The 13,846-nt window shown below is 55.3% G+C and carries 12 protein-coding genes; 6 read left to right on the top strand and 6 right to left on the bottom strand.

The genetic code is table 11. The features are described from left to right. Positions 1 to 2 precede the first annotated feature (2 nt). The gene (gene opgB, locus IB226_RS12875) at positions 3 to 2,288 is read right to left on the bottom strand and encodes a phosphatidylglycerol--membrane-oligosaccharide glycerophosphotransferase (RefSeq protein ID WP_192235794.1); all 2,286 of its coding nucleotides are present in this window, start codon (positions 2,286 to 2,288) and stop codon (positions 3 to 5) included. 213 nt (positions 2,289 to 2,501) lie between these two features. Next, positions 2,502 to 2,891 carry a tautomerase family protein gene (locus IB226_RS12870; RefSeq protein ID WP_101762200.1) on the bottom strand — a complete coding sequence of 130 codons (390 nt, stop codon included), beginning with the start codon at positions 2,889 to 2,891 and terminating at the stop codon, positions 2,502 to 2,504. Between the two features lie 120 nt (positions 2,892 to 3,011). Between IB226_RS12870 and IB226_RS12865 the strand changes: the two genes are divergently transcribed. After that, the gene (locus IB226_RS12865; protein WP_101762199.1) at positions 3,012 to 3,935 is read left to right on the top strand and encodes a LysR family transcriptional regulator; all 924 of its coding nucleotides are present in this window, start codon (positions 3,012 to 3,014) and stop codon (positions 3,933 to 3,935) included. On the opposite strand, the gene IB226_RS12860 is transcribed toward IB226_RS12865, so the two are convergent. Further along, positions 3,909 to 4,922 carry a glycosyltransferase family 32 protein gene (locus IB226_RS12860; RefSeq protein WP_192235792.1) on the bottom strand — a complete coding sequence of 338 codons (1,014 nt, stop codon included), beginning with the start codon at positions 4,920 to 4,922 and terminating at the stop codon, positions 3,909 to 3,911. The genes IB226_RS12865 and IB226_RS12860 overlap by 27 nt on opposite strands. Before the next feature lie 414 nt (positions 4,923 to 5,336). Here IB226_RS12860 and IB226_RS12855 point away from each other — a divergent pair, with 414 nt between their 5' ends. After that, on the top strand, positions 5,337 to 6,290 hold the full coding sequence (locus tag IB226_RS12855; RefSeq protein WP_192235790.1) for a YncE family protein: 954 nt from the start codon (positions 5,337 to 5,339) through the stop codon (positions 6,288 to 6,290). Here IB226_RS12855 and IB226_RS12850 read toward each other — a convergent pair. Further along, complete coding sequence (locus IB226_RS12850; protein WP_110867474.1) at positions 6,287 to 6,841, bottom strand: histidine phosphatase family protein; 555 nt, start codon at positions 6,839 to 6,841, stop codon at positions 6,287 to 6,289. The two genes, IB226_RS12855 and IB226_RS12850, sit on opposite strands and share 4 nt — an antisense overlap. 584 nt (positions 6,842 to 7,425) lie before the next feature. Here IB226_RS12850 and IB226_RS12845 point away from each other — a divergent pair. From IB226_RS12845 to IB226_RS12830, 4 genes are all read left to right on the top strand, one after another. Continuing rightward, positions 7,426 to 8,808, top strand: a complete 1,383-nt coding sequence (locus IB226_RS12845) for an MFS transporter (protein ID WP_192235788.1) — start codon at positions 7,426 to 7,428, stop codon at positions 8,806 to 8,808. Between the two features lie 75 nt (positions 8,809 to 8,883). Beyond that, the gene (locus IB226_RS12840; protein WP_101762194.1) at positions 8,884 to 9,906 is read left to right on the top strand and encodes a LacI family DNA-binding transcriptional regulator; all 1,023 of its coding nucleotides are present in this window, start codon (positions 8,884 to 8,886) and stop codon (positions 9,904 to 9,906) included. Positions 9,907 to 9,918: 12 nt separating this feature from the next. Then, positions 9,919 to 10,896: a nucleoside hydrolase gene (locus tag IB226_RS12835; RefSeq protein WP_110867476.1), complete on the top strand. Its 978-nt coding sequence runs from the start codon at positions 9,919 to 9,921 to the stop codon at positions 10,894 to 10,896. Positions 10,897 to 11,137: 241 nt separating this feature from the next. Continuing rightward, the gene (locus IB226_RS12830; protein WP_101762192.1) at positions 11,138 to 12,358 is read left to right on the top strand and encodes an MFS transporter; all 1,221 of its coding nucleotides are present in this window, start codon (positions 11,138 to 11,140) and stop codon (positions 12,356 to 12,358) included. On the opposite strand, the gene IB226_RS12825 is transcribed toward IB226_RS12830, so the two are convergent. Next, positions 12,355 to 12,819, bottom strand: a complete 465-nt coding sequence (locus tag IB226_RS12825) for a YbaK/EbsC family protein (protein ID WP_008107722.1) — start codon at positions 12,817 to 12,819, stop codon at positions 12,355 to 12,357. The two genes, IB226_RS12830 and IB226_RS12825, sit on opposite strands and share 4 nt — an antisense overlap. A gap of 95 nt (positions 12,820 to 12,914) precedes the next feature. Further along, positions 12,915 to 13,709, bottom strand: coding sequence for a siderophore-iron reductase FhuF (gene fhuF, locus IB226_RS12820; RefSeq protein ID WP_110867477.1), 795 nt, complete (start codon positions 13,707 to 13,709; stop codon positions 12,915 to 12,917). Positions 13,710 to 13,846: the final 137 nt, after the last annotated feature.

The raw sequence follows: 13,846 nt of genomic DNA, 5'->3' as shown, positions 1-13,846 counted from the left end.
TTTTACGGAATTATTTTTATATCCACCATGCCGATCCCCAGTTTGCGGGGATCCTGGCCGATAATATTGCCGACATTTGACTCCTGCGGCTCCGGCGGCGCAATGATCAAATTGCGGCTGCCGGTTGGATTGGTGAAATGCAGCGTGGTGGTGGAGAAATCCTCACCTAAATTCAGTTGCTGCTCTTCATCGCCAACCCGCACCGGAATCGGACGGTGCGCATTCGGACCGAACGCCCGCGCGGTGATCACCACGTCAAAGCGTTCTGGCAGCGGATCGGTGTACTCAATATTCACTTCCGGCGCCAGATTGGCATTTGACCAGCGTCCCCACTCTTCCGGGCGAGATATCCCTTTAAAACTCTTCACGCTGGTTGGCGCGCCAGGCACTGACAACAGGAAGCTGTCCGCGTTGTAGCGAATCGCGTTGTCTTCAATCCGAATCTGCTGCTCGTTGAGCTGGAAGGTTGCCGCACTCACTTCGGCTTTGGGGAAGCTGACTTTCGCTTTCCACTGCGGTTTATCAATGCGGGTAACGCTCGGTTTGGCGCCCATCTGTCCCATCGAAACACACAAATCGTTCGACAGAGCTAAATCTGGCTGCCACAGGCGCGCCATTTTAAAGCAGCGATCGACCCAAACGAATTTGTCGTCGGCAGCAAATTTAGCCAGCTGATAACGCAGTGGCTCCGCGTATTCGCCTTCGGGCAGCGGTTCAACATGCTTATCGGAGACGCGGAACAGAATCGGCAATTTGAAGGTTGCGCCGGAGAAGCTGAAGGTGTTTTTTTGTTGATCGACGGTAAAGCTGTCCATCTTACTGGGGAAATTCCACAGTTGAATGATATCCGCTTTCCACGCCGTGACGCGCTTCGCCATGTCTTCAAACTCGGTTGACAGCGAGGTGGAAGAGAGGCCGCTGCGACCAAGTCCAATCGCGTTATCCCCACCGAGAATATCCAGCACCGTGGCGCCGTTATCCAGCGTACTGCGTTTGGCGTCGAGCACTTCCGCCTGTGGCTGATCGCCACGAATCACCATAAACAGGTCACGGCGCGGTTGCTTGATCAGGTATTGATGCGCGGTGTTATTCATTGCCAGATGATCGGAGGTCACCACGATGATGGTGTTTTTAAACCACGGCGACGCTTTGATGCGTTCAATCAGACGCGCCACATGCTCCTGCGAGCAGGCGACCGCGCTAAAGGATTGGTTTGGTTTGCCATCATAGCTGTAGCTTTTGCGCTGGCAGCTGCGCGAGATAAAACCATCCGGGTGATGGGTGTCGACGGTAAGGGTGAACAATGCGAAGCGTTTTTGCGCGCGCGACAGCTCTTCGTATTTCTCAAACACCTCGTCCATCACCGTGTCATCGTAGTAGCCCCAGTTATTACGATAGCCGGGATCGGCGACGCGACTTTTCAGCTCCTGCGAGCCATACATGTTGGCCGCATCAAAGCCATGCGACAGCAGAAAAGTGTCTTTACCGGCGAAGCGTAAATCGGCGCCCTGAATAAACCAGTTCTCATAGCCAGAGTTTTTCAGGATGTCGCCCAGACAAATATTCTGCGGATAGAAGCTGGAGAGCGAGGCCGAGGCGTTGCCATCAAAAGGCGCAAACAGCGGGATGCCGCACTGGGAAGCCACCATGCCCGCGATGGTGTAATCAGTGCCAGGCAGTTGTTCAGTTTGGCTGAAATCGATGCTGTTATCTTTTTCGCGGCTGAGTTCCGGGGCCAGACCGGGAAATGCCTGCTGATCGAAGTAGGTGCGTTCAAGACTTTCGCCATAAATGTAGACCAGGTTGAGCTTTGGCTCGGCGATCACCTTATTAGGCGTTTTGTAATAGGTTTCGAAGTCCGAATCGGCGAGGCGCGAATGTGAGGCGATCAGCTCTTTCACCTGGCGGAACGCAGGCGTGGTTTGTACCGAACCCGCAGCACAGGCAATCGCCAGCAAACTCCAGCCGAGGTGATGCGGCCGCTTACGGCGGCGCAGTAACCATGAAAGCAGGCAAAATAGCGAGAACAGCGCGATGATCAGTCCGATGGCTGGCACCACATATTTGCTCACGCCCGCGCCGGTCAGGCTGTTGGTCAGGGTATACAGCACCGCGTCGTTAATGCCATCGCCGGTAAAATAGTTGCTGGCGACCAGCGTGACGTTAAGCACGATAAACAGCGTGAGCAGCAGCAGGATCAGACTAAACCAAAATTTATTTCGCCCGGCTTTGAAGGAGTAGACTGCAATCGCAGCCAAAAAGAGTACAACCGAAACCAATTCGGACAACGTCAGATCCTCATTTTGAATGAATACGCAATCCTTGCGCCAACGACCCTCTGCGGGGATTTTGCGACAATCTATATTGGGTGTCACATGGCTGCAACACATCCAACCAGATTTGTGCGATGCATTCCGATTCGTTTAAGGCGGGTTCAGGCTGACTGTGGTTTAGCTTGGCAGCAACGGACGGGCTGCTGCCAGTGAGGGCAGAGAAGGGAATCAGAGTTTTCCAGTGAGGTATTGCGCTTCGCCGTCGGCAAAGCTCCAGTCGCCTTTACTGTTGGTGATAAAACTAATCATCAAATCCGTGCCCTGTACGCCACAATTTTCCAGCAGCTCGCGTGCTAACTCTGCCATAAACAGGCACTTCTGTTCTTCACTTCTCGGGCTGGTATATACGCGCACCATGACCAGATTGTCGGTTCGCGCAAAGCCCAAGCCGGTATCCTGAAAGACCATCTGATAACCTTTGTTTTCGTGAACAATCTGATAACGATCGCGCGCCGGGACTTTGAAGGCGGTTAAGACCGCACGGTGTGCGGCATCCAGCAATGTGCGGATTTCTGATTCTGAACGGCCCTGAATAACGTCGAATGTCAGTAACGGCATAAATAAAACCTCGTTTTTGCTCACATGAAAAGAGTAGGATGTGGCGCTATGCTGCCGCTTGCTGCCGGAAAGAAAAAGCGCGCTGGTTGAATTTATTATTTATTATTTTGAACAATCGATATGAAAGAAATTAAAACCGATAGCCTTTGGGTCCATTTGCACTGGTTAACCGTGCTGGCTGAGCTCGGCAGTTTTACGCGCGCGGCGGAACGATTAGACGTCAGCAAAGCGGCGATGAGTCAGAAGATTAAAGAACTGGAAAAGATGGCGGGCGTGGCCTTGGTGCAGCGCACCACGCGCAGCGTGCGACTGACTTCCGCCGGTGAAAAGCTGGTGGATGAGCTGCGCGATCCCTTCGCGCGTATCGCGCAGAGCTTTTTCAGCGTGCGTGATGAAGCCGGTCCGGTGCGTGGCATGGTGCGCGTCACAGCGCCGGTGGCGTTTGCGCGTCAGCAACTGGTGCCGATCATTGGCGATTTCCTGCGCGACTATCCGCAGGTGCGCTTGCAGCTGGATGTCACCGATCGTCTGGTGTCGCTCGGCAGTGAAGGCTTTGATCTGGCGATTCGCCACAGTGATAGCCTGCCTGAAACCCATGTTGCGCTGCCGCTGTGTGAAACCCGCGCGCTGCTGGTGGCGTCGCCGGCATATCTGGCGCAAAACGGCCTGCCGGATTCACCGCAGGCGTTGCAGCAGCATAATTGTCTTTATTATCCGCGCGGACTCGAATCGCCGCAGTGGCGCTTTCGATTAGCGGACGGCGGCAGCGAAACCGTGCAGGTGAAGATTCAGGGCAACTTTGCCACCAACAACAGCGAGTCGATCCGCGATGCCGCATTGCAGGGTTTGGGCATTGCGATGCTGCCGGATTTCAGTGCCAGCGCGGCACTCGCCAGCGGCACGCTGCAGCAGGTGCTGCCGCAGTGGCAAGCGGTGGATGCGTTCGCCGACCGGTTGTGGGTGGTGCGCCCGTATGCCGCACAGGTACCACGGGCGGTGACCACCTTAATTCACTGGTTACGCGCGCGCTTTGTTGATGGGTGATGCCAGCGCGATCGGCGCAGGCGTTTGCATCATCTGACCCAACAAACTGCCGCGGTTGTAGTTGCCGAGCCGCAGGTTGAAGTCGAGATGCAACTGCTCATTGCCGCTGAGTTTAATCACCGGTGGCGGCGTGAGTGGACGCTGGTGAAACAGCACCGCGTGGGCAAACGCCTCGCTTTTCCAGCCGCTTAAACGCTGATAGTAATAAGCGTTCGCCTCGCATTTACGCAGATAGAGATTCACCCGGCGATGTTCACGCATGGCGATCTGCTGCGCCAGAGAACCTAATTGCTGCTGCGGCTGCGCAATTTTCTGCGTCAGCAGGGAATAATCATCGCGCTTGGTCAATTCACTGAAGTAATTCTGTTCGCCGAGATGTTTGATCGGCGCGTAATGTTTTTGCCACTCGCGGATAAAGGGATTATTGGCGGTTGCCGCCAGGAACCAGCTCTCAATCACCGGCGCGAGATAGTTGACGGTGGCGTTTTCGTGATAATAACCAATCACATCCATGCGACGTTCATGATGCGCGCGATGTACCCAGGAGAGATCTTCAAATAATAAAGTGCTGCAATCAATGGCAATGCCGCCATAACGCAACAGTAATTCCAGACGAATCACTTCGCTGCGTTGTTGGGCGGTTAATTGGGTCGAGGTAAAGATAAAATCCGGTAAAACTTCTTTTATCGTTAAACGATTTAATAAATGAATTTCATGATCGGGATTATCCTGACGAATCTTTTTAATATTTAACGCCATTGATTTCGGTAAATATTCATTATCCCAATACATCCAGACTTTCTTTGGAATCTCTGGCAGATCTTTTTCGCCAGAAAGTAACACGATATTGTCCTCCTGGCTGGGATCGTATTCCGGCGCACAGAGCGCATTATGCTGTTTTTTCTGCAGGAAAGTCTGGCTGGTAAAAGCGAGTCTTTTCCAGTTATGCCAGAGGGTTAACGCTGGCTGAAGGCGTTTTTTATTCATGATGCACCTGATTATTGTGATTATGGTGGCAAGGCGTCCCTGATCGCGGCGCTGAGCGCTCTTGATTGTCCTTTAGGCTGTGTGTAAAAAAGTACTCTCCTATGCTTAATAAAACATTCTGTGCGGCGCGGCTATCACTTTTTGATCCTTTCAGATAAACCGGAAAATCAAGGATCCGTTAAGCTTTAAATTAACGATAAATAACCGCGTGGATTGTTGATTATTCTATTTTATCTCATTGAGACTATTCCTAATAAAATAACAATAGCGTGGCGTAAGTCGCGGGGCGGATTAAAAATTGCGTGTGAGATCACGTGTTAACCTCGCTGCATTTTTCGCTGGCCTGCCGCGAAAATCCCCTCCTGATTGCGGGTTGGCTACGCTTAAAGGAGGTGACGAACAAAAGGAGACACTATGCAGCGACACCACCGTGGATTACTGGCGGTCGATAAGCAGGGCAATCGCGTGCTGTTTCTCAATCCCGAAACCTTTGCCGTTGAACGAGAGTTAAATGCCTTTCCGCCGCGTCCACACGAGCTTCTGATGCTGCCGCAGCTGGAGAAAGCTTACGTGCCGATCTACGGCGACGGCATTCACGGCGACAATCCGCATCCCGGGCGCAAAGTGGCGATCATCGATCTGCGCCTGCGGCAGATCAGCGGTTTTATCGATCTGTCGCCGTTAAAAGCACCGCACAGCGGCCAGCTGGGACGAGACGGTAAAGTTTATCTCTGCTGTGAAAACAGCGCGGCGGTGGCGGTGATTGATCCCGTTAGCGATCGCGTGGAGAAAACCATTCAGCTGCCTTCGCACAATGCGCACCGACTCACTTTGTCGCCCAGCGGTCGCAAGTTGTTCACCGAGAATGAAGAGGACGCCAGCATTACCGTGGTGGATCTGTGTGAGGCGGAAGGGCGGATTATTGACAATATTCTGATGCCCGGCTCGATTTCCGGCATCGCCGCCTCGCCGAAACATCCTTATCTGGTGGCGAGCGCCGCCGATGCGCCGCTGCTGTATGTGGTGGATCGGCAAAGCCATCGTATCCGCCAGCGCCTGACGTTGCCGGGCCATCAGCAACCGTGTCAGGTGGTGCGCTTCAGTGCCAACGGCGAGCGGCTGGTGGCGATTGGCGATCAGGAGCCGGTGGTGACGCTGTTTGACGAGCTGCTCAATCCGCTCGGCGATATTCATGTCGGCAACAAGCCGATGGATGGCTGCTTCAGTGAGGATAATCACAGCTTGCTGATTGCTAATGAGGGCGACGGTTCGCTCAGCCTGATTGATCTGCAGCAGATGAAAGTGATTGCCACGCCGCAGGCCGGTACCGGTTGTGAAGTGCTGAGTTACTTTCAGCTCAAACCTTAAATAAACGGGCGATGATAGATCGCACTGCTCCAGTGGCGGCTGCTGGCATGTTTTTCGGCCTGCCAGCCGCGCTTGCGTAACTCGCGTGCAATCAGCTTATTCATGATGCCGTGCCCAACCAATAACACCGTGCCTTGCTGTGACAGCACCACCAGTTTATCCGCCGCCAGACGGGCACGTTCACGCGCATGCTGCACCGATTCGACATGGCCGGCATAGCCGCACAGCCACAACAAGCGCAATAGCGCCAGCCAGACGTTGAGCGGCAGATGTAAACGCTCAAACGGCAACGTCGGTATCGCCACTTCGCTAAAAACCTCATCCACCGCGTGCGGCTGCAAGCCCAGCCGCGTTAACGACGAGCGGGCGCGCGGCAGCGGGCTGGTGGCGATCACACTCGCCAGGCGCGCAATAGTCTGACTGCGCGGCGGCGGGGAGTCGCAAATATCAGCCTGATCGTAACCTTCACACCAGTCGGCCAGCGCCCGAGCCGTGAAGCGCCCCGTGACCGGATGATTGGGTTTACCGTGTCGCATAAGAATAATGGTCATAGCGCTCCTGAGTGATCTTTCTCCAGTGTAATGCAGACGCTGAGTCAGTCGCGCACCGGTGACGGCATTTAAGAATATTGCGGGTGTGTCATTAAACTTTAACTGAACTGTGCGAAAACCAGCGCGATGAAGATGCAGTATGCGCCGTTAAATGGTAAGCAATAATCGTTAATTACGTTGTAATCAGACATTTCTTGCATACGCGCATTAGATGTAATGTCATGAATTAACGCCTCTTTTATCTTGTGCTCATGAGTTATAGTGAAGTTTATCTAATAAATTTCACTATTTTTGCTTGATTTATCTACGCGCGTAGATAGACTATGCCCATAGTGATAACTCACGGTGCCAGAGACGAAGTTGGCCTTGAGATGACCCAGTTACATTTGCCTTACTAATGCGATCGATGAAAATTACATCGGCGGGAACAGGCGAAGAAGCGGATTCCAACACCAGGGAATTCATTACTGATTTTTCATCCAGGTTTGCCTACTGAACGTTGCCACCGGGGAGTTCCGCTTGTTGCAAGGGAACTGACCCACGGAAGGGCGTTTGCTGTTTTTACCTCATTCAGGGATTGGGTTATGACGGTTTCGCAACAAAGCTCACTGACATCCTCCTCAGCTGCCGACGCGCGGCTTGAAACATCATCCGGCCGCAAAGATTTCTGGCGCGCCACGTTCTCGTGCTGGCTCGGCACCGCGATGGAATATGCAGATTTTGCGCTGTATGGCCTCGCTGCCGGCATTATCTTTGGTGATGTCTTCTTCCCCGAAGCCACGCCGACTATCGCCTTGCTCTCGAGTTTTGCCACCTGGTCGGTTGGCTTTATTGCCCGCCCGATTGGTGCCTTGCTTTTCGGCTGGATCGGCGATCGTAAAGGCCGCAAAACGGTGATGATCTCGACCATCATTCTGATGGGCGCCTCCACAACATTAATCGGTTTGATTCCCTCCTATGCCAGCATTGGCGTTTGGGCACCGGCGTGTCTGGTGCTGCTGCGCTTTACCCAGGGGTTGGGGGCGGGCGCAGAGTTGTCCGGCGGCACAGTGATGCTGGGCGAATACGCGCCGGTTGAGCGTCGTGGTTTGGTCTCATCGGTGATTGCGCTGGGCTCGAACAGCGGCACGCTGATCGCCTCGCTGGTTTGGCTGGCGGTGATCCAGATGGACAAAGAGAGCTTACTGGCGTGGGGCTGGCGTATTCCGTTCCTCAGCAGCGTGTTGATTGCGGTGGTGGCGTTGTGGATTCGTCGTCATCTGCGAGAAACGCCGGTGTTTGAACGCCAACAGGCGGAATTGCAGGCCGAACGAAACGCCACGCTGGCGCAGGTGAAAGCAGAAGTGGATACGCGCAGTTTCTGGCGTCGCACCCGGGCCTTCTGGACCATGGTGGGTTTACGCATCGGCGAAAACGGCCCTTCTTATCTGGCGCAGGGCTTTATCGTCGGTTACGTCGCCAAAGTGCTAATGATCGATAAGTCGGTGCCCACCACCGCGGTATTCATCGCCTCGTTACTTGGCTTCGTGATTATTCCGTTTGCCGGTTGGCTGTCGGATCGCTTCGGTCGCCGTATAACCTATCGTTGCTTCTGCTTATTGCTGATGTTCTACGCCTGGCCCGCCTTTAGCCTGATGGACAGCCGCGACCCGACGATTGTCATCGCGGTGATTGTGGTCGGCATGGCGCTGGCATCGCTGGGTATTTTCGGCGTGCAGGCAGCGTGGGGCGTCGAGATGTTTGGCGTGAAGCGTCGTTATACCAAGATGGCGGTAGCGAAAGAGCTGGGGTCTATCCTTTCAGGAGGCACCGCACCATTAGTGGCGGCGGCGCTGCTGTCGTTTACCGGACACTGGTGGCCGATCGCGGTTTACTTCACGGCGATGGCCAGCATCGGTTTTCTCACCACTTTCGTGGCGCCGGAAACGCGCGGACGCGATCTCAATCTGCCGGAAGATGCCATCTGACCAGCAGGATCGCGTAAATCACAACCCCCATTGGCCGGATATTCCGGCCAATGGCATTTACGCAGGGGCAAAGGAATGGCGAAATCTCCAACCGGAAACGTAACGCGCACGGACGTGGCAAAAATCGCCGGCACCTCGGTGGCGGTGGTCAGTTACGTGATCAATAACGGCCCGCGTCCGGTGGCAGAAGCCACGCGTCAGCGCGTGCTGGAGGCGATCAAACAGACCGGCTATCGCCCCAACGCGGTGGCGCGCGCGCTGGCTTCGGGCAGCACTAAAACCTTTGGTTTAGTGGTGCCAAACATCGGCAATCCCTTTGTTGCCTCGATGGCGCACATGCTGTTGCAGGAGTCGATGAATCACGGCCACGTCATGCTGTTGGGGGATGCCGGCGACGATCGCAAACGCGAGCTGGAGATTATTCAGGGCCTGTTAAATCGTCAGGTTGATGGCCTGTTTTACAACAGCGTCGATCGCCATCCCTACATCGATGTGATTCAGGCCAGCGGTACGCCGCTGGTGATGCTGGATCGCATTGAGCCGCGTCCAGGCGTTGGCATGCTGCGCGTCAATGAGCGCGAAGCGGCGTGCCAGGTGACCGCGCATCTGCTCAGCCACGGTTATCAGCAGGTGGGCATGATCAGCGGTCCACTGGACATGCTTAACGCGCAGGACCGTATTCACGGCTGGCGCGATGCGCTGGCGCAGAAAGGGTTGCTGGCCGATGAGGCAATGATTTTCCCTGCCAGCTACACGCGGCAGGGCGGTTACGACGCCGCGCAGCGCATGGTGGCCAGCGGTCGTGTGCCGCGCGCGCTGTTTACCAGTAATGAAGGCCAGGCGATTGGCTGCATTCGGGCGCTGTCGGAGCATGGACTGCGCGTGCCGCAGGATGTCGCGCTGGTGTGTTTTAACGGTACCGATCAGTCGGCGTTTCATGTGCCGACGCTCACCACCGTACGTCAGCCGCTGCGCGATATGGCGCGCAGTGCGATTGCTATGCTCAAAAATTGGGATGGCGACGCGAAGCTGGCGGAATTTCCTCACCATTTAGAAATCGGTGAGTCCTGTGGCTGCCAGCTTACTCAACAAGAATAAAATTATAACACTATGAAAAGATTGATTATTGATTGTGATCCGGGAAACGGTATAGCGGGCGCCAACACCGACGATGGCCTCGCGCTGGCGTTAGCATTGGCCTCAAAGTCACTGTCGCTGGAACTGATTACCACTGTGACCGGCAACACGCCGAGCGCGGTGGGTGCGCAGGTTGCGAAAGATCTGCTGCAGCGGCTGGGACGCAACATTCCGGTGGTGCAGGGCGCGCTGCAGGCGCTGCGTGAAGATCCTGCGCCGTGGCGTGCGCGTCTTGACCACGTTGCTGATGAAAAGCTCGGTGAACTGTGGCGCGGCGTTCGTCAACCGCAGCGTATTCCGGCGGATGGACATGATGCGGCTGGCGTAATGGGCCAACTGATTTGTGACAATCCCGGCGAGTTTACGCTGGTAGCCATTGGCCCGTTGACCAACGTGGCGCTGGCACTGCAGCGTTATCCAGAGATGGCTGAATCGGTGGCAGAGATTGTGATTATGGGCGGCGTGTTCGCGCTGGATGATTACATCAAAGACACCAATTTTGGCCTCGATCCGGAAGCCGCGCATCAGGTGCTGCACAGCGGTGCTGCCATCACGCTGGTACCGATGGACGCCACCACGCAAACTCTGATGACGCAGCAGGATCTCACGCGGCTGACCGCTAACGATCATCCGTTGCCGCAGTTTGTGCGCGAGACGTTGCGGCCGTGGATCGATTATTCGATCCGCACCCGTCATCTGCCAGGTTGCTGGATACACGACGCGCTGGTGGTGGCGTGGCTGCTGAATCAGCGTGTCGCCGACGGCGTGGATTATCATGTGGATATTGAGCTGCGGCCTGGCGCCACGCGCGGCAAAAGCTGGCGTTATCGCACGCCGCTGCGGCTGGATATTGGCGTGCCACCGCAGACCGGCGCCTTGGTGCATGTGATTCAAACCGTTAATAATGCGCTGCTGCTTGAGATGATCGAAAAGGCATTTAATCAGTTATAAAACCGTTGACTGCACCTGCCGTAACGGCGCGATAAAACGCGCCGCTACAGGATATTACCTCCATCAATGACACGTTTTTTTACACCGCGCATCACTCGCTGACAATTCCTACCACAGCCCGCCTTTCTGACATGCTATATACAAATAGTTAACAAATTAGTAACCCGTGAAATTATTTGCGCGGTAACTTCTACTATAAATCCGGCCAACGAACCGGAAGCTCATCAGACAGGATACCAACATGTTCAACTGGACTGCGACCCAGCGCAACGTGGCTTTTGCCAGTTTCGCGAGCTGGACGCTGGATGCGTTCGACTTCTTCATCTTAGTGTTTGTCCTCAGCGATCTTGCCCAGTATTTCCATACCAGCGTCTCCGATGTTTCTCTTGCCATCATGCTCACGCTCGCCGTGCGTCCGATCGGCGCGCTGTTGTTTGGTCGGCTGGCGGAGAAGTATGGCCGCCGACCGATTTTGATGCTCAATATCGTGATGTTCTCGGCGTTTGAGCTTCTGTCGGCGTGGTCGCCCACCTTCACGGCGTTCCTCGGTTTCCGCGTGATTTACGGCGTGGCGATGGGGGGGATTTGGGGCGTGGCGTCGTCGCTGGCGCTGGAAACCATTCCGGATCGCTCGCGCGGCTTGATGTCCGGCATCTTCCAGGCTGGTTATCCGTGCGGCTATCTGCTGGCGTCGGTGATTTTTGGTTTGTTCTTCGAAACGGTCGGCTGGCGCGGCATGTTCCTGATTGGCGCGTTGCCGATTCTGCTGCTGCCGTTTATCTACTTCAAAGTGCCGGAATCGCCCGTGTGGCTGGCGGCGCGCGAGCGGAAAGAGAGCAATGCGCTGCTGCCGATTATCCGCCAGCACTGGAAAATCTGTATCTATATGGTGCTGCTGATGGCCTGCTTTAACTTCTTCAGCCACGGTACGCAGGATCTCTATCCCACCTTCCTGAAAGTGCAGCATCAGTTTGATCCGCACACCGTCAGCATCATTGCCATCAGCTACAACATCGCGGCGATGCTGGGCGGCATTACCTTTGGTGCATTGTCCGAGCGCATTGGCCGCAAGCGCGCGATTATTCTGGCGTCATTCCTCGCGCTGCCGGTGTTGCCGCTGTGGGCCTTCTCCAGTGGTTCATGGATGATCGGTATCGGCGCGTTCCTGATGCAGTTTATGGTGCAGGGCGCGTGGGGCGTGGTGCCGACCTATCTCACCGAACTGGTGCCCGCCAATGCGCGCGCGGTGCTGCCGGGCTTTGTCTATCAGCTGGGGAATTTGATCGCCTCCGTGAATGCGACGCTGCAGTCGCGTATCGCCGAGGCGCACGGCGGCAATTATGGTTTGGGCATGGCGATTGTCGCCGGAACGGTGGCGGTGCTGATTTGCGTATTAGTGGCCTTTGGTCGCGAGACGCGCGGCATCGAAATCTCCGGTGCCGCCGCGCGCGAGTCGTCTTAAAGCGCCTCGCAGACGTCAACCCATTTCGCCGCGGTGAGTTCCGCCATGCGCTGCGGCGAAATGCGCACCGCGCTATGAATCGATCCGGCTGCGGGCAGCACTTCATCAAAGCTGCGCAGCGACACATCGCAATAGACGGTAAGCGGATTTTCCAGCCCGAACGGGCAAACGCCGCCGACCGGATGTCCGGTCCAGTTCACCACCTCATCCACGCTTAACATGCGCGCCTTGGCGCCGAGCGCAGCTTTCAGCTTGCGGTTGTCGAGACGCGCATCGCCGCGCGTAACGATCAGCACGATGGCATCTTTCACTTTCAGCGACAGGGTTTTGGCGATTTGCCCAGGCTGAACGCCATGAACGCGTGCGGCCAGCTCAACGGTGGCGGTGCTTTCCGGCATCTCGATGATGTCGATATCCGGTGCATGTTCGGCAAAGAAGTGCCGTACCGACTCCAGGCTCATTGTTATCTCCGGTAAAAACAGAGCCGAAAAAATGCCATAAGCCTGGAAAAGTGTAAACGGGAGAAAAGGAGAATCTGTAACAGAATGCGCGGGGGCTACACCGCTTTTAACGTGCAGTTACCGCAACGTTCTACATCGGGGATACGATAGCGCTGGCAGCAGCTGCGTCGTTCCATTTCGCCATTACGCGGGATCATGGTGCGATACAGCGGATTATCGCTGCCATCGAGCAGGGATTTGCTGAAAAATAGCGCCTGTTCCAGCTGCAAAATCGTCTCTTCTGGCAACTGGTTTTTCAATTCGCCAAGGAACCAGTAAAACGAAAAGCCCATGTTGTTCCAGATAAGCTTCGCATTGATATCACCGTGCTGCGTCATGCCGTTAACCGCCGGAATCAGGCATTGCTGAATCAGGCGATCGATACGCTGCTGGGCATTGAGGTAGCGCGCATCCTCATCTTCCTGCACATCCAGCCAGAATGCGCACGGATGGCCGTTTTCGTGAAACTCAACGTGAATCAGATGCGGCGAGCAGTTCAGCGCACGCGGTTCCTGCAATAACGCCATCATCAGCGGTGGCAGCAGCAGGCCAAAATACCACTGCGCCCACAGCGATTGCAGCGGCTTAGCTTCCTGCTGCGCATCAGGATGATCGCGATAGAGATAATCGCTGTAGCGCTGCGTCAGGCGGCGATAGTGAAGCGGATTGGACCATTCAGCCAGGGTTAACGTCCCGGCGGGTGCCGGCTGGCCAAGCTTGAGGTTATCCAGCATGTAGCTGCGTTGATCGCGCATCAGATCTTCCAGCGCGCTTGCTAAACTGCGATCGCTCTGCATAAAGATCAGTGGATGCTCGCTGAAGCGATGATCCTGACGCGTGATGATGGCCATGCCGGTCCTGAGTGATAACGGGAATCGAGAGACAAATGATAATCGTTCCCAGCATTTTGAACAACATTTCTGCACATGCGTCTGTTAACGCACATTTCGTCGCGGCACGTTTTATCGCGCAATAAATTGCGCCGCGA

Origin of the sequence: Pantoea sp. PNT03 (genome assembly GCF_014852515.1) — a bacterium.
Classification (GTDB): Bacteria; Pseudomonadota; Gammaproteobacteria; order Enterobacterales; family Enterobacteriaceae; genus Pantoea; species Pantoea leporis.
This window is presented reverse-complemented; position numbering and strand designations above follow the sequence as displayed.